This is a genomic window from Streptomyces silvae (assembly GCF_016745505.1).
GTDB lineage: Bacteria > Actinomycetota > Actinomycetes > Streptomycetales > Streptomycetaceae > Streptomyces > Streptomyces silvae.
The window spans coordinates 75420-89552 of record NZ_JAERUC010000193.1 but is presented as its reverse complement, the minus strand read 5'-3'; the positions used below and the strand labels follow the sequence as shown (position 1 = coordinate 89552).

At 71.8% G+C, this 14133-nt stretch carries 16 protein-coding genes and 2 pseudogenes; 12 read left to right on the top strand and 6 right to left on the bottom strand.

Annotation, left to right across the window (positions count from 1 at the left end; translation table 11 throughout):
* Positions 1-102: 102 nt before the first annotated feature.
* Complete coding sequence (locus JKV81_RS31685; RefSeq protein WP_202079046.1) at positions 103-1317, bottom strand: sensor histidine kinase; 1215 nt, start codon at positions 1315-1317, stop codon at positions 103-105.
* Positions 1318-1597: 280 nt separating this feature from the next.
* Here JKV81_RS31685 and JKV81_RS31680 point away from each other — a divergent pair, with 280 nt between their 5' ends.
* Positions 1598-2587 (top strand): ABC transporter ATP-binding protein, encoded by a 990-nt coding sequence (locus tag JKV81_RS31680; protein WP_202079044.1) that lies wholly within the window; start codon positions 1598-1600, stop codon positions 2585-2587.
* Complete coding sequence (locus tag JKV81_RS31675; RefSeq protein ID WP_202079042.1) at positions 2584-3606, top strand: ABC-2 membrane transporter-related protein; 1023 nt, start codon at positions 2584-2586, stop codon at positions 3604-3606. Before JKV81_RS31680 ends, JKV81_RS31675 begins: the two co-directional genes overlap by 4 nt.
* 43 nt (positions 3607-3649) lie before the next feature.
* Here the strand turns inward: JKV81_RS31675 and JKV81_RS31670 are convergent, their stop codons facing one another.
* Together JKV81_RS31670 and JKV81_RS31665 are read right to left on the bottom strand one after the other, a co-directional pair.
* Entirely contained in the window at positions 3650-4669 is a 1020-nt protein-coding gene (locus JKV81_RS31670) for an aldo/keto reductase (RefSeq protein ID WP_129262651.1), read from the bottom strand.
* Positions 4670-4673: 4 nt separating this feature from the next.
* On the bottom strand, positions 4674-5135 hold the full coding sequence (locus tag JKV81_RS31665) for a MerR family transcriptional regulator (protein ID WP_164493704.1): 462 nt from the start codon (positions 5133-5135) through the stop codon (positions 4674-4676).
* A gap of 87 nt (positions 5136-5222) precedes the next feature.
* On the opposite strand from JKV81_RS31665, the gene JKV81_RS31660 reads away from it, so the two are divergent.
* Complete coding sequence (locus JKV81_RS31660; protein ID WP_202079041.1) at positions 5223-6044, top strand: serine hydrolase domain-containing protein; 822 nt, start codon at positions 5223-5225, stop codon at positions 6042-6044.
* Positions 6045-6046: 2 nt separating this feature from the next.
* On the opposite strand, the pseudogene JKV81_RS31655 reads toward JKV81_RS31660, so the two are convergent.
* Positions 6047-6457 (bottom strand): annotated as a pseudogene (locus tag JKV81_RS31655) (ATP-binding protein); the annotation flags it as partial.
* 86 nt (positions 6458-6543) lie between these two features.
* Here JKV81_RS31655 and JKV81_RS31650 point away from each other — a divergent pair.
* From JKV81_RS31650 to JKV81_RS31635, 4 genes and pseudogenes are all read left to right on the top strand, one after another.
* Positions 6544-7001: pseudogene (locus JKV81_RS31650) on the top strand (Scr1 family TA system antitoxin-like transcriptional regulator).
* A complete protein-coding gene (locus JKV81_RS31645; RefSeq protein ID WP_202079039.1) occupies positions 6961-7227 on the top strand; it encodes a DUF397 domain-containing protein in 267 nt (88 codons plus the stop codon). The pseudogene JKV81_RS31650 and the gene JKV81_RS31645 overlap by 41 nt, the downstream one beginning before the upstream one ends.
* 3 nt (positions 7228-7230) lie before the next feature.
* Positions 7231-7734 (top strand): HAD domain-containing protein, encoded by a 504-nt coding sequence (locus JKV81_RS31640; RefSeq protein ID WP_202079037.1) that lies wholly within the window; start codon positions 7231-7233, stop codon positions 7732-7734.
* A 35-nt stretch (positions 7735-7769) separates the two neighbouring features.
* Positions 7770-8060, top strand: a complete 291-nt coding sequence (locus JKV81_RS31635; RefSeq protein WP_202079035.1) for a hypothetical protein — start codon at positions 7770-7772, stop codon at positions 8058-8060.
* 15 nt (positions 8061-8075) lie between these two features.
* Here JKV81_RS31635 and JKV81_RS31630 read toward each other — a convergent pair whose 3' ends face one another.
* Positions 8076-8441, bottom strand: coding sequence for a DoxX family protein (locus JKV81_RS31630; protein ID WP_129262663.1), 366 nt, complete (start codon positions 8439-8441; stop codon positions 8076-8078).
* A gap of 104 nt (positions 8442-8545) precedes the next feature.
* Between JKV81_RS31630 and JKV81_RS31625 the strand changes: the two genes are divergently transcribed.
* The 3 genes from JKV81_RS31625 to JKV81_RS31615 all read left to right on the top strand — a co-directional run bounded on the left by JKV81_RS31625 (position 8546) and on the right by JKV81_RS31615 (position 11162).
* Positions 8546-8923, top strand: coding sequence for a winged helix-turn-helix transcriptional regulator (locus JKV81_RS31625; RefSeq protein WP_124276663.1), 378 nt, complete (start codon positions 8546-8548; stop codon positions 8921-8923).
* Positions 8924-9034: 111 nt separating this feature from the next.
* Positions 9035-10195: a serine hydrolase domain-containing protein gene (locus JKV81_RS31620; RefSeq protein ID WP_202079033.1), complete on the top strand. Its 1161-nt coding sequence runs from the start codon at positions 9035-9037 to the stop codon at positions 10193-10195.
* A gap of 334 nt (positions 10196-10529) precedes the next feature.
* Positions 10530-11162 (top strand): DUF4232 domain-containing protein, encoded by a 633-nt coding sequence (locus JKV81_RS31615; RefSeq protein WP_202079031.1) that lies wholly within the window; start codon positions 10530-10532, stop codon positions 11160-11162.
* A gap of 15 nt (positions 11163-11177) precedes the next feature.
* Here JKV81_RS31615 and JKV81_RS31610 read toward each other — a convergent pair whose 3' ends face one another.
* Positions 11178-11849, bottom strand: a complete 672-nt coding sequence (locus JKV81_RS31610) for a pirin family protein (RefSeq protein ID WP_202079029.1) — start codon at positions 11847-11849, stop codon at positions 11178-11180.
* 78 nt (positions 11850-11927) lie between these two features.
* Between JKV81_RS31610 and JKV81_RS31605 the strand changes: the two genes are divergently transcribed.
* Positions 11928-13127 (top strand): PucR family transcriptional regulator, encoded by a 1200-nt coding sequence (locus JKV81_RS31605; RefSeq protein WP_164493703.1) that lies wholly within the window; start codon positions 11928-11930, stop codon positions 13125-13127.
* An 89-nt stretch (positions 13128-13216) separates the two neighbouring features.
* Positions 13217-14131 carry an ACP S-malonyltransferase gene (locus tag JKV81_RS31600; RefSeq protein ID WP_202079027.1) on the top strand — a complete coding sequence of 305 codons (915 nt, stop codon included), beginning with the start codon at positions 13217-13219 and terminating at the stop codon, positions 14129-14131.
* Positions 14132-14133: the final 2 nt, after the last annotated feature.

Below are 14133 nucleotides of genomic sequence, written 5' to 3'. Positions count from 1 at the left end.
CCGGCCGGAACGGCGGCCGGCACAGGGACGCCCTCACCCGCGACCGGCACGCGTCCTGGTCCGCCCGGCCAGCAGCACACGGCCGGCCGGGGCCCCGGGTCGTCAGTGCGCCGCCACCCCCGCCGGGGCCACGGGGAGCGCCGCCTCGACACCCCAGCCGCCGGCGCTCACCGGCCCCGCCTCGACGCTTCCGCCGATCAGGCCCACCCGCTCGGCCAGCCCCTTCAGCCCGAAGCCGCTCCGGGAGGCAGGGCGGGGCCGCCCGTCGTCGCTGACCCGTACGAGGACCCGGTCCCCCGAGCGCTCCACACGGACCCGCACCTCGCTGCAACCATGGGCGTGCTTACGTACGTTGGTGAGGGCCTCCATCACCACCCGGTGCGCCGTGGTGGTCACCTCCACCGGCAGGTCCTCGAAGGGCCCCTTCAGTTCGAGCTCGGCCCGGGCGCCGCCGACGGCCGAGAACTCCTCGACGAGCGACCGCACTTCGCCGATCCCGGCCAGCGGTGTCAGCGCCACTTCCCCGTCGGCGTCGCGCAGCATCCCCACCATGTGCCGCATGGAGGTCAGGGCCTCCGAGCCGGCCTGTTCGATCCGCTGGAGCGCGGGCGGCACGAGGTCGGGCCGCCGGTCCGCGATCGCGTGGGCCCCCTGCGCCTGGACGACGATGCCGGTCACATGGTGGGCGACGAAGTCATGCAGGTCCCGGGCGAACTCCGTACGCTGCTCCAGCCTGAGGGCAGCCGCCTGCCGCCGCCGGTCCACCAGGAGCAGGCGCATCCCGAGGCCGATGCTCAGCGCCAGGAGGGCCGCCAGGGCGTAGATCAGCGCGAAGATGGTCGTGGACTGCTTGAACTGGACCGACACCGGTCGCAGCACGATCGCCAGGTACAGCAGCGGCACGGCGACCGCCGCCCATGACGGCTTCCCCCGCCGGGCGGCGACCAGGAGGAGCCACACCAGAGCGGCCGGCTCGGCGAATCCGAGCGCCTGTGCGCCGACCGTCATCTCCATGTGCAGAGCCACCGAGAGACACAGCGACACGACCGCCAGTGCGCAGCCGGCGGCCGGCAGCGCCCGGCTGCCGAGCCGGAACGAGGCGACGACGAGAGCGATGGCGAGCAGGGCGCCGATCAGCTTGGCGGAGCTCAGCACGAGGTCGGTGGGGTGCCCGATCCGGTAGAAATCACCGCCCGACCAGTCCATCACGACGCATCCGAGCAGAGCTCCGACCAGCAGCAGCCTCAGCGTGACGGGCAGGAGCCGCGGATGGTCCTTCCCCAGTACGGCCGCGGCTGCGGCCCACCTCTTCAGCATCTCTCTCACTGCCCTCCCGCCGACCGGCCGAAAGTCGGAGCCGGCCGCACATGATCTGTCTTTCGCCCGATCCGCCGCGCGACGCGACGGACAAGAGTGGTCCTCACCGGGCGGCGTTCGCCGTTCATCACACAAGGAGGGTGTCACGACCGCGGCCGGCCCCGCCTCGAAGCGGAACCCCGCGCAGGCGCTGCCGCAATCGGCGACCGACCGCACGTACAGCCGGGCCCACTCCCCCACATGCGGGGCCCGACCCTCCCCCCACACACAGGAGCCACGGATGGATCACGCACAGTCGCCCTACGGAAGCGGAACGGAGTTCGTGCGGCCGCCCGTCGGTGCGGCGGCGATCGAGGCCCAGGGGCTCGGGAAGGAGTACCGGCGCGGCTGGGCGCTGCGGGACGTCTCCTTCCGGCTGCCGGCCGGGCGGGTGTGCGGCCTCGTCGGCCCCAACGGCGCGGGGAAGAGCACCCTGATGGGCCTGGCCACGAACATGATCCGGCCGACGACCGGTGCCCTGCGGGTCTTCGGCGCGGCGCCGGGGTCGACCGAGGCCGTCCTGCGGACCGCGTTCCTGACCCAGGAGAAGCCGCTGTTCCGGCGCTTCACCGTCGCGGAAACCCTGCGCCTGGGCCGCGAGTTCAACCCCCACTGGGACCAGGAGGTCGCCGAGGGCATCGTCCGCGCGGGCCAGGTGCCGCTGAAGGCCAAGGTCGGCACGCTGTCCGGCGGGCAGCGCACCCGCGTCGCCTTCGCCCTGGCCTTCGGGAAGCGCCCCGACCTGCTGATCCTCGACGAACCGATGGCCGATCTGGACCCGCTGGTCCGCCGCGAGCTCATGGCCACGCTGACGGCGGAGGCCGCCGAGCACGGCACCACCGTGCTGGTGTCCTCGCACATGCTCGCCGAGCTGGAGCACATCTGCGACTACCTCCTCGTCGTCGCGAACGGCGGTCTGCGCCTCGCGGGCGAGGTGGACGAACTGCGCGCCGCGCACGCCCTGCTCGACGTGGCGGGCAGCGGCCCGGTACCGGCCGTCGGGCCCCACACCGTCATCGAGTCCGGCCGCGGCGACGGCAGGCCCGGCGTCCTGGTGCGGCTGGGCGGCCCCGTCGCCTACGGCGGCCCGGCCGAGCCCCCCACCCTGGAGGAGCTCCTGCTCGCCTACCTGCGGTCACCCGACGCTCCCGCGCTGATCACCCCCAGCGCCCGCGTCGGCGACATCCACGACATCATCACCCGCGACCGGACGAAGGCTGTGACCGCATGACCACGCTCACCCACGACCCGGCCCGTACGGCGCCCGCCGGCCCCGCGCGGAATGCCCGGGGCCCCCGGCTCGGCGGTCCGGTCTGGCTCGTCTGGCGCCAGCACCGCGCCGCGTTCTGGACGCTCATCGCCGCCATGGTCATCGGCGTGCTCGTCATGGTCCACCTGCGCGGGCAGGTGATGGACTTCCTGGCCGCCCAGGAGCCGACCGCGCGCAGGCTCGGCGGCCTGCCGTCCGAGTTCGAGACCCATGGCGACCGGCTGCACACCATCGGGAGTTATCTCGACTACATCCCCGTCCTGGCCGGTGTCCTGCTCGGGGCCCCGCTCTTCGCGGGCGACCTGGAGACCGGGACCGCCAAGCTGGTGACCTCCCAGTCCGTCAGCCGGATGCGGTGGCTCGTCACGAAGCTCGCCGTTCCCGCCGTGATCCTCACGCTGTCGACCGGCGTGCTCACCGCCGCGCTCACCTGGTGGTGGAACCCTCTCAAGGGGTTCTCCGAAGCCCTCAGCTGGACCACGTTCTTCAGTGTCACCGGGGTCGTACCCGTGGCCTTCACCCTGCTCACGTTCACCGTGGGCGCGGCGGTCGGCCTGGTCCTGCGCCGCACGCTGGTGTCGATGGTGGTCACGCTCGGCATCGTCGCGGCGATGGGGTTCCTCTGGAGTCAGCTCTGGCGGAACCTGGGGCACGTCCTGTCGCTCAGCACCCACGAGGGTGTGGGACCCGGTGCCGTACAGCCGGATCTGCCCACCCAGGCCGAACAGCAGGGGCAGGGAACGTACTTCCTCACCAGCTCCGGGGACCGTCTGGACTGGACCACCTGCCTCGACGAGATCGAGAACGACCGGGCGCACACCGCCTGCCTGGAGTCCAAGAACGTCGTCGGCTGGTCCCTGGACTACCTCCCGCTCTCCCAGATGCAGACGATGCAGTGGCTCGGCGCCGGCATCATGCTCGCCCTCGCCGCCGCCGGCACCGCCTTCGTCATCGTGTGGGGCCGCAAGCGGCTCCTGTGACCCGCCTGCGGGGGCCCCGCCGACGGGCCCCCGCCTGCGCGCGCTACTCCCGCGCGGTGGCCGTGCTGCTCATGTCCGGGTAGCGGTCGCCCGCCACCTGGCCCGCGATGGGCTCCAGCAGCTCCAGCTCCTGGTCGCTCAGCGTGAGCCGGGTCGCCGCCACGTTCTCCAGGAGACGGCTGCGCTTCCGCGTCCCCGGGATCGGCACCACGGTCAGGCCGTGCACCTGGGCACGCTGCTGCACCCAGGCCAGGGCGACCTGTGCGGCGGTCACACCGTGGGCCGCCGCGATCTTGTGCACCGGTTCCAGCAGGGCGGCGTTGGTCTTCGCGTTCTCACCGGTGAAGCGCGGCTGGTGCTGACGGAAGTCGCCCTCCCCCAGGTCCTTGGCCGCGTCCGCGAACGCCCCGGTCAGGAACCCGCGGCCGAGCGGCGAGTACGGCACGAGCGTCACCCCGAGCTCGACGGCCGCGGGCACGGCACTGCGCTCCACGTCCCGGCTGAAGAGCGACCACTCGGACTGGAGGGCCGCGATCGGGTGCACCGCGTGCGCGGCACGGAGCTCGTCCCCGGTCACCTCGCTCAGCCCGAGCTGCTTGACCTTGCCCTGCCGCACCAGCTCGGCCATGGCGCCCACGGACTCCTCGAAGGGGACGAGCGGGTCGCGGCGGTGCATGTAGTAGAGGTCGATGACGTCGGTGCCCAGCCGGCGCAGGCTGGCCTCGACCGCCTGGCGGATGTACGCGGGGTCGTTGCGCACGCCCCGGTAGTGCGGGTCGTCGTCCTTCCGCTCGATGGCGAACTTCGTCGCCAGCGTGATCTCGTCGCGGTGCGCCCCGACGAACGGCGCGAGGAACGTCTCGTTGGCACCGCTCCCGTAGATGTCGGCGGTGTCGAACAGGGTGACGCCGACCTCCAGGGCCGCCTCCAGGGTGTCCCGGGCGGAGGCCTCGTCGGTGTCCCCGTAGAACTCGCTGATGCCCATGCAGCCGAGCCCCTGCACACCGACCTGCGGACCTTCGGCGCCGAGCTGTACGGTCGCGATCTTTCCGGTGTCGCTCATCTGCTCAGACCCTTTCCGATTCCGACGCCGCGCGGGCGCCGCCATAAAAGTCGATCTTGAAGTCGAGGACGGCGAGGGTCCCCTGGAGCTCCGCGATCCGCGTCCTCACGTCCCGCCGGGTCGCCTCCAGCAGCTCCTGCCGCTCGGCGAAGGTGTGGTCGCCCTCGCGGAGCAGTTCGGCGTACCTGACCATGTCGGCGACCGGCATCCCGGTCAGCCTCAGCTTGCCCACGAAGGCCAGCCAGTCCAGGTCGCGGTTCCGGAAGCGGCGCTGCCCCGTGTGGGAGCGGTCGACGTGCGGCATCAGCCCGATCCGCTCGTACCAGCGCAGCGTGTGGGCGGTGAGCCCGGTGAAGGCGACGACCTCGCTGATGGTGTAGTGGTCCTGGCCCTCGGGGCGTGGATGCGCCTTCGGGCCGGAAGCGCAGGTGTCCGTGCGTGCGGAAATGCTCTCCATCACCGTCATGACCTCCACGCTAGAACCTTGGAGTGCACTCCAAGCAAGCGTATTCGGGTGGTGATCCCGGTTTCTGCTCCCGTTAGGCTCGTACGCATGCAGAGCCTGGCGCTGATCGAGAACTGGCCCGTCCCCACCGCGGCAGCCGCCGTCGTCACCTCGGACGGCGCGCTCCTGGGTACCCATGGTCCCACCGCACACCGTTTCCCGCTGGCTTCGGTCACCAAGCCGCTCGCGGCCTACGCGGCGCTGGTGGCCTACGAGGAAGGCGCCGTCGAGCTGGACGAACCGGCCGGCCCCGAGGGCTCGACCGTCCGCCACCTCCTCGCGCACACCAGCGGCCTCGCCTTCGACGAGCACCGCGTCACGGCACCTCCCGGCACCCGCAGGCTGTACTCCAACGCGGGCTTCGAGGTGCTCGGCGACCACATCGCGAAGGCCACGGAGATCCCCTTCCCCGAGTACGTCCGCCAGGCCGTCCTGGAGCCTCTGGGCATGACGTCGACGACCCTGGAGGGCTCCCCGGCCAAGGACGGCGTCTCGACCGTGGACGACCTCGTGCGGTTCGCGGCGGAGGTGCAGGTCCCCCGCCTCCTCGACCCGCGTACGGTCCTGGAGGCGCAGAGCGTGGTGCACCCCGGCCTCAAGGGCGTACTCCCCGGCTACGGTCACCAGAGCCCCAACGACTGGGGGCTCGGCTTCGAGATCCGCGACTCCAAGTCCCCGCACTGGACGGGACTTTCGTCCTCCCCCGCCACCTTCGGCCACTTCGGCCAGTCCGGTACGTTCCTGTGGATCGACCCGGTGGCCGGCGCGGCCTGCGTCGCACTGACGGACCGGGCCTTCGGGCCGTGGGCGACCGAGGCCTGGACGCCGTTCACCGACGCGGTGCTGGCGGAGCTCGCCGCCTCCCGCTGAGCGCACTCGAACCACACCGTCTTCCCCCGGCCGTCCCTGCGCACCTCCACACCCCAGCTGTCGGTGACGGCGTCGACCAGCAGCAGCCCCCGCCCGCCCTCGTCGAGCACGTCCCGGGCGAGGGCGCGGGGCAGCCGGGGACAGGCGTCCGCGACCTCGACCCGTACGCCGCCGGAGGGCAGCAGGAAGATCAGCGTCTGGCAGCGGCGGCCCGGAACATGCCGTACGACGTTGGCGATCAGCTCGGTGAGCGCCAGCTCCGCCGCGTCCGCCACATCGAGCAGACGCCACCGGACGAGGTACAGCCGCAGGATGCGGCGCAGATGCCGGGCGGAGTGCTCGACCATCGCGAGGTCGGCGCGGTAGACCGCGGCCTCCGCGTCACCGGTCCGGGTGTCGGATACGTGATTCATTGGCACCAGCCTGCAACCCCTTGGTTACTCTCGGCCACGACCTGAAACCAACGCCGCCAGGCGTTGTACGCGAGAGGCACCCCGCCGTGGCCAACGTGCAGTCGCTCGACCCCAGCGCCTCCCCTCTGGACTACTACGGCTGGGAACTGCGCCGCCAACGGGAGGCCAACGGCCTCCGGCAGGGCCAGCTCGGCGAGATCATCTTCTGTACGGGCTCACTGATCGGCCAGATCGAGACGACGAAGAAGGTGCCGACCCGCGACTTCTCGGAGCCGTACTGCCGTTCATGACGGGTGAGCACACGAGCCTGGACGGGTCGTTCACGGCCATGCGCTTCGACGGCGATCCGGACATCATCTATACGGAAGACCTGATCTCCGGCCATATGACTGCCAGCCCGGAGACCACCAGGGAGGCCGCGCGCCGTTACGCTCACTTGCAGGCCGCAGCCCTCTCCGTCGAGGATTCCGCGGCACTGATCGCCCGTGTGATGGAGGAGCGTTATGGCAACCGGCCGGAAACTGAAGAGCGCGCCGTGGCGTAAGTCCAGCTACAGCGGAAACACCGGCGGCGAATGCGTCGAGTGCACCGTCACCGGCGGCGCGGCCTGGCGGAAGTCCTCGTACAGCGGCAGCACCGGCGGCGAGTGCCTGGAGGTGGCCGACGGCTGCGCCGCCTCCGTCCCCGTCCGGGACAGCAAGAACCCGGCCGGGCCCGTCCTCGTCCTCGGCACCGCCGCCTGGCAGGCCTTCGTGGACGGGCTCCGCTGACGCGTGACCGCACTCCTCTTCCTGGACGTCGACGGCCCGCTCCTCCCGTTCGGCGCCACCCCGCAACAACTCCCCGACGGTTACCCGGACTTCGGGCACACAGGTCCGAACCCGCTGATGGCCAGGCTCGACCCGGGCCTCGGTCCTCGGCTGAAGTCGCTGCCGTGCGAGCTGGTGTGGGCCACGACGTGGATGTCCGACGCGAACGAGTACATCGCGCCGCGGCTCGGGCTCCCGCAACTGCCCGTGGTGGACTGGCCGGACCCGCCCGTCGAAGCCGGGACGCGCGGGCTCCACTGGAAGACGCCGGGGCTCGTCGGGTGGGCGGCCGGACGGCCCTTCGCGTGGGTCGATGACGAGATCACCGACATCGACCGGTGCTGGGTGGAGGAACACCACCCGGCACCGGCCCTCCTGCACCACGTCGAGGCATGGCGGGGTCTCACGAGGACGGACTTCGACACCCTGGACGCGTGGCTGCGGTCCGACGCGGCACGAAACGGCTGAACCGCGAACCCCCGGCTCCGATAGATTCGGCCGCTATGCGATCACGTGATTACGACCTCGAGTTCCGCGAGCAGGCAGCGAAGGTACGCACCTGGGGTCTCGTCCTCCTCGGTGCGGCCGTCGTGCTGTGGATCTGGGGTGCCCAGGAGTTGTTCCTGCCCTACGAGCCGGACCTGGAGGAGGTCGTGACCGTGCTCGGGGCGTCCATACCGGTCTCGGTCGTCGGCGGGGTGCTCTTCACGATCGGCACCGTGTCGCGCCGGATGAGTGCGCACGGCCAGGCGATCCGGGAACTGGACAAGCTGGCGGCCCGGCAGCGGACCTGACGGCCCGCCGGCTCGTCAGAGCCAGACCGTCGCCAGCCACGCGGTGACCGCGGCCAGCACCAGAAGGACGACGTTGAGTCCGGTCACCCGTGCCTCCCCCCGGGACAGGTGCAGCGCCAGCCCGCCGACCTGCACCAGGGCGAGGCCGACGGCCGCCGCGACGGCGAGCGCCACCGCGATGCCGGTCAGCGGCGGCAGCACCAGGCCGAGCGCGCCGAGAACCTCCAGTACCCCGATGGCTTTGACGAGCGGCATCGGCACCTGGTCGACCCAGGCCATCATGGGCCGCAGCTCCTCCTGGCCCTGGAGGACCTTCTTGCCTCCCGCGTAGACGTAGAACAGGGCCAGCAGCGTGGCGACGATCCAGTACGCGACCTGCATGGGGTGCCTCCCGATGGTTACGAACCGTAAGTAGCCTCATCATGAGTGACTGTCGGGACGCCTACAAAAGGCACACGGATGTCAGTAATGGGCAAGGAGCGGCCGTGGAGCAGTACGAACACACCTGCATGATCCGTGGGGACGGCGGACGGGCGATCAGGGGCATCCTGGACCGGATCTGCGACAAGTGGACGATGCTGATCGTGGCGACGCTCGACGAGGGCCGCATGCGCTTCACCCACCTCCACCAGCACATCCCCGGGATCTCGCAGCGGATGCTGACGCTGACCCTGCGCAATCTCGAACGGGACGGGCTCGTCTCCCGCACCGCGTACGCCGAGGTCCCGCCCCGCGTCGAGTACGCGCTCACCGACCGGGGGAAGAGCCTCATCCCCCCGGCGCTGGCGCTCGCCCGCTGGGCGATCGAGCACAGCAACGACATCCAGGCCAGCAGGGACACGTACGACACCCAGGACGGGTGACCGCCTCTCCGCGAAGGCCCTCCGTGTGCGGGTCGGGTCGGGGGGCCGTCGGGGATCGTTCCGGGGCGGCCCCCGATGCCGGGGCGCGGGCCCGCTGGCAGCGTGCAGGGCATGACGCCAACTCACCTTTCCCGCCGCGCCTTTGGCGGCGCCGCCCTCGCAGTCGCCGCCACGGCCGCGCTGCCCGCACCCCGCGCCACCGCCGCACCCGCCTCCTCGCTCCCGGCCCTGGACCCCGCCGCGCTCCAGGCGGCCATCGACGACCTGGAGCACCCGCCGTCGACCGCGGCTCAGCTGTGGGTCGGCGGGACGGACGGCCGGTGGCGCGGGGTCTCGGGTGTGGCCGACCTCAGGACGGGGCGGCCGGTGTCCGGGCACGACGCGGTCCGGATCGGCAGCATCACCAAAGCCTTCGTCGCCACGGTGGTGCTCCAGCTGGTGGCGGAGGGCCGACTCGCGCCGGCCACCCCGGTGCGGCGCGTGCTGCCGGGCCTGCTGCCCTCCCGGTACGCGGCGGTCACCGTGGCGCACCTGCTGAACCACACCAGCGGACTGCCCGACCATGTCGGCATACCGGAGCCGGAGACGGCGGAAGAGGTGTTCCGTCACCGCTTCGACCACTGGACGCCCCGGGAGTGGGTGGCCACGGCGACGCACGGACCGCTGAAGTTCGCCCCGGGCAGCCGGCAGGAGTACCGCGGCATCAACTACTTCCTGGCCGCGCTGATCATCGACCAGCTGACCGGCCGCCCGTACGGGGAAGCCGTCGCGGCCCGCCTCCTGCACCCGCTGGGCCTGACCCGCACCGTCGTACCCGGCGATGACCGGCACCTCCACGGCCGGTACGCGCACGGCTACCTGACGACGGCCGGCGGAAGCCTGCGGGACATCACGGCGTACGACCTGTCCTCCACCCGGGGCGAGGGCGACATCGTCTCGGCCCCGGGCGACCTGGAACGGTTGCTGGCCGCGCTGTTCTCCGGCGAACTGCTCCCGCCCGAGCTGCTGGAGCTGATGTTCACGCTGCCGCCGGACGACGTACGGATGCTGGACGGCTCCCCGGCCCGCTACAGCACCGGGTTGCAGCAGGCCGTCGTCAACGGCGTCACCCTCTGGGGGAAGACCGGCGAGACGTACGGCTACAAGAACGCCGCCTTCTCCACGCGTGACCAGCGGCGCAGCTTCGTGCTCACGTACCACCCGACGACCGCGCGCGACGGCGACGAGAGCCTGATGATCGCCCGGGTCGCCGACCTGGTCACCCGCACCTGAGCGGCGAGGCGGGGATGCGGTGGGGCGCGGGTGAAGAGGTTGTGACGCGGACGATGCGCAAGGGTGCGCAGGTCACGGGCCTGTCCCAGCCGTCGACGGCGGCGGGGGTCCACGACAGGGGCCTGCGGAACCCGGCGGACCGCCCGCGCGGCACCGCAGCACCTCCCCAGCCGCCCCGGTCCGCCCGTAATCGCGTGTAACAGGCATGTATTAGGGAGCGGCGGGGCGCAACGCCCCCGGGGCCGCTGCGGGTCTTGGTGATCAGAAGCAAGGCAGCAAGGCTCGCTCGCACCGGGCGGACCGCCCGGACCACACCGACCGCAAGGAAGAAACGATGCGCACCAAGACGCTCACCCTCGCCGCCCTGACCCTGGCCGCCGGCCTCTCGCTCACCGCCTGCCAGGGCGGCGGGGACTCCGCCGCGAGCACGACCGGCTCCGGGGCGTCCTCGTCCTCCGCCGACAACAGCGCGTCCGGCGACAGCAGCGCGTCCGACGGCAAGGCCTCGACCGGCGACGACGACGCGACCACCACGCAGTCCGCCGAGGGCAGCGGCAACGGGCAGATCACCACCGGCACCTGCAAGACGGAGAACCTCGACTTCAGCACCACCCACGGCATGGGCGAGGGCATGCTCACGATCAGGCTCAAGAACACCGGCGGCGACGCCTGCACCCTCAAGGGCTTTCCCGGTGTCGACCTCAGGTCCCAGGACGCCTCCGGCCCGCTGAGCGCCCAGCGCAGCGACCTCGACGCCCCGGTCGTCAACCTCGCCGACGGCGAGACGACCCGCTTCACGCTGCACTACCCGCAGGCCGAGGGCTCGGGCGCCTACGTCAGCGCCATCGAGGTCACCCCGCCCAACGAGACCCACTCCAAGGCCCTGCCGGTCTCCCTCCGCCTCCAGATCGCCGACGGCGCCGACCAGAAGGTCGTCGTGGACCCGGTCGGCACCGGCAAGCAGTGAGCACGGGCGGCGCGCTCAGACCTCGGCGAGCTCCCAGAGCAGCGTCTCGGCCGGCTCCAGCGCCTCCAGCTCCAGCCCCCGGGACTCCGTGACGCGGGCGGAGTCGCCCGGGGCCAGCTCCTCGCCCGCGAGGAGGACACGGCCCCGTACGACATGGACGTAGACGCCGGCCGCGTCCGGCACTGCGGTCCGCTCGCCCTCGGACTGCCGGCGCACATGGAGCATCGCGCCCGCCTCGGGGAGGGCGTACGGCGTGGAGTCGGCTATCCCCGCGACATGCGTGTAGGAGGGCTCCCCGCCCGGCTGGAGAGGGGCCAGCCACATCTGAACGAACGTCAGCGGGTTCTCCCCGTCGTTGCGTTCGACATGCCGCACCCCGGCGGCCGAGCTGAGGTGCTGGACGTCCCCGGGCCGTACGACGGTGGCGTGGGCCGCCGAGTCGCGGTGGGTGAGCTCGCCCTCCACCACCCAGGTGACGATCTCGGTGTGGCTGTGCGGATGCTCGTCGAAGCCGGCGCCCGGGGCGAGATGCTCCTCGTTGCAGGCCAGGATCGGCCCGAAGCGCAGATTGTCCGGATCGTAGAACCGCCCGAAGGAGAACGCGTGCAGCGTCTCGATGCCCGCGGAGTCACCCGTGGCCGGGTCTCCACCGCGGAAGCGGTCCCCGGAGCGGCGTACGTCCATCACGCCACCACGGTATCCCCGACGGCAGGTCTTCCGCCCCGGCTCTCCGGGCACCTGTCCCGATAAGGCAGTCTTGTGTGCGTGCCCCGACCCGATCCTGAGCAGCCCGCCACGCACGACGCCCATCTCCACGCCGCGACCCTGAAACGCCTGGAGCAGTCCTCCGGCCGGCTCGCCGCGAACGCCATCGCCCGCATGGACGAGACGCTGCCGTGGTACCGGGCGATGCCACCGGAGAACCGTTCCTGGATCGGCCTGGTCGCCCAGGCCGGTATCGCGGCGTTCACCGAGTGGTTCCGGCACCCGGAGACACCGCAGGCGATCTCCACCGACGTGTTCGGCACGGCTCCGCGCGAGCTGACGCGGGCGATCACACTGCGGCAGACCGTCGAGATGGTGCGGACGACGATCGAGGTCATGGAGACCGCGATCGAGGAGGTCGCGGCGCCGGGCGACGAGTCGGTGCTGCGCGAGGCGCTGCTCGTCTACGCCCGCGAGATCGCCTTCGCGACGGCCCAGGTGTACGCGCAGGCCGCCGAGGCCCGTGGCGCGTGGGACGCCCGGCTGGAGTCGCTCGTGGTGAACGCGGTGCTGTCCGGCGAGGCGGACGAGGGCGCCGTGTCGCGGGCCGCCGCCCTCGGCTGGAACTCCCCCGAGCATGTGTGCGTCGTCCTCGGCACCGCCCCCGAGGGCGACAGCGAGCTCACCGTCGAGGCGATCCGCCGGGCGGCGAGGCACGCCAAGCTCCAGGTCCTGACCGGGGTGCTCGGACACCGGCTGGTCGTGATCGCGGGCGGCAGCGACAACCCCCTGAACGTCGCGAAGTCGCTGATCGGGCCCTATGCGGCCGGTCCCGTCGTCGCCGGGCCCGTGGTGCCCGACCTGCTCGCCGCCACCCGGTCCGCGCAGGCCGCCGCGGCCGGTCTCAAGGCCTGCTCGGCGTGGCAGGACGCTCCGAGGCCCGTCCTGTCGGACGATCTCCTTCCTGAGCGTGCGATGGCGGGAGACCCTGCCGCGCGCGATCAGCTGGTGGAGGAGATCTACAGACCGCTGGAAGAAGCGGGTTCGGCACTTCTGGAGACGCTGAGTGTCTATCTGGAGCAGGCGAGCAGTCTTGAGGGCGCGGCACGGATGCTGTTCGTGCACCCCAATACCGTGCGCTACCGGCTGCGACGTGTGACCGACGTCACCGGCTGGTCACCCTCCGACGTCCGTTCCGCGTTCACGCTGCGGATCGCCCTCATCCTGGGGCGCTTGGCCGCCGGGGACACTCAGTCCTAGACTTTTGTCGAACTTCAACAATTCCCCTGACGGTTCTTCGTCCCTGTCCCCACGGGCCTCCGGGGCCGTCCACAAGAGAGAGTGTGAGGGTGCTCGTACTCGTCGCTCCCGGCCAAGGCGCTCAGACGCCCGGCTTCCTGACTCCCTGGCTCGAACTCCCCGGTGCCGCCGACCGCATCGCGGGATGGTCCGACGCCATCGGGCTCGACCTTGCCCACTACGGCACGAAGGCCGACGCGGACGAGATCCGCGACACGGCGGTGGCCCAGCCGCTGCTGGTCGCCTCCGGTCTCCTCTCCGCCGCCGCCCTGGACGCCTCGCCCGGCGTCGTCGCCGGACACAGCGTCGGTGAGATCACCGCCGCCGCGCTCGCCGGTGTCATCGACGACGAGGCCGCGCTCCGTCTCGTCCGCACCCGGGGGCTCGGCATGGCCGAGGCCGCCGCGGTCACCGAGACCGGCATGGCCGCGCTCCTCGGCGGTGACCCCGAGGTCACGGTCCCGCACCTGGAGAAGCTGGGGCTCACCCCGGCCAACGTCAACGGCGGCGGGCAGATCGTCGCCGCCGGCACCGCGGCCCAGATCGCCGCGCTGACCGAGGACAAGCCCGAAGGCGTACGCCGTGTGGTGCCGCTCAAGGTCGCCGGCGCGTTCCACACGCACCACATGGCTCCGGCCGTGGAGAAGCTGCGTGCCGCCGCCTCCGCCCTGACGGTCACCGACCCGCAGGTGACGTACGTGTCGAACGCCGACGGGAAGACGGTCGCCACCGGCGACGAGGTCATCTCGCGGCTCGTCGGCCAGGTCGCCAACCCGGTCCGCTGGGACCTGTGCATGGAGACCTTCGCCGCGCTCGGTGTCACCGCCCTCATCGAGGCGGCGCCCGGTGGGACCCTGGTGGGACTCGCCAAGCGCGCGCTTCCCGGGGTGCGGACGCTCGCGCTCAAGACCCCCGACGACCTCGACGCGGCCCGCGCGCTCATCTCCGAGCACGCAGGCGCCTAAGG

What these genes read in the sequence shown, in the direction of transcription:
- JKV81_RS31615 (WP_202079031.1), top strand. Translation starts at nt 10,530, where the DNA reads ATGCGCACCAAGACGCTCACCCTCGCCGCCCTGACCCTGGCCGCCGGC.
- JKV81_RS31645 (WP_202079039.1), top strand. Translation starts at nt 6,961, where the DNA reads ATGGCAACCGGCCGGAAACTGAAGAGCGCGCCGTGGCGTAAGTCCAGC.
- JKV81_RS31660 (WP_202079041.1), top strand. Translation starts at nt 5,223, where the DNA reads ATGCAGAGCCTGGCGCTGATCGAGAACTGGCCCGTCCCCACCGCGGCA.
- JKV81_RS31620 (WP_202079033.1), top strand. Translation starts at nt 9,035, where the DNA reads ATGACGCCAACTCACCTTTCCCGCCGCGCCTTTGGCGGCGCCGCCCTC.
- JKV81_RS31685 (WP_202079046.1), bottom strand. Translation starts at nt 1,317, where the DNA reads ATGCTGAAGAGGTGGGCCGCAGCCGCGGCCGTACTGGGGAAGGACCAT.
- JKV81_RS31635 (WP_202079035.1), top strand. Translation starts at nt 7,770, where the DNA reads ATGCGATCACGTGATTACGACCTCGAGTTCCGCGAGCAGGCAGCGAAG.
- JKV81_RS31675 (WP_202079042.1), top strand. Translation starts at nt 2,584, where the DNA reads ATGACCACGCTCACCCACGACCCGGCCCGTACGGCGCCCGCCGGCCCC.
- JKV81_RS31665 (WP_164493704.1), bottom strand. Translation starts at nt 5,135, where the DNA reads ATGACGGTGATGGAGAGCATTTCCGCACGCACGGACACCTGCGCTTCC.
- JKV81_RS31630 (WP_129262663.1), bottom strand. Translation starts at nt 8,441, where the DNA reads ATGCAGGTCGCGTACTGGATCGTCGCCACGCTGCTGGCCCTGTTCTAC.
- JKV81_RS31670 (WP_129262651.1), bottom strand. Translation starts at nt 4,669, where the DNA reads ATGAGCGACACCGGAAAGATCGCGACCGTACAGCTCGGCGCCGAAGGT.
- JKV81_RS31680 (WP_202079044.1), top strand. Translation starts at nt 1,598, where the DNA reads ATGGATCACGCACAGTCGCCCTACGGAAGCGGAACGGAGTTCGTGCGG.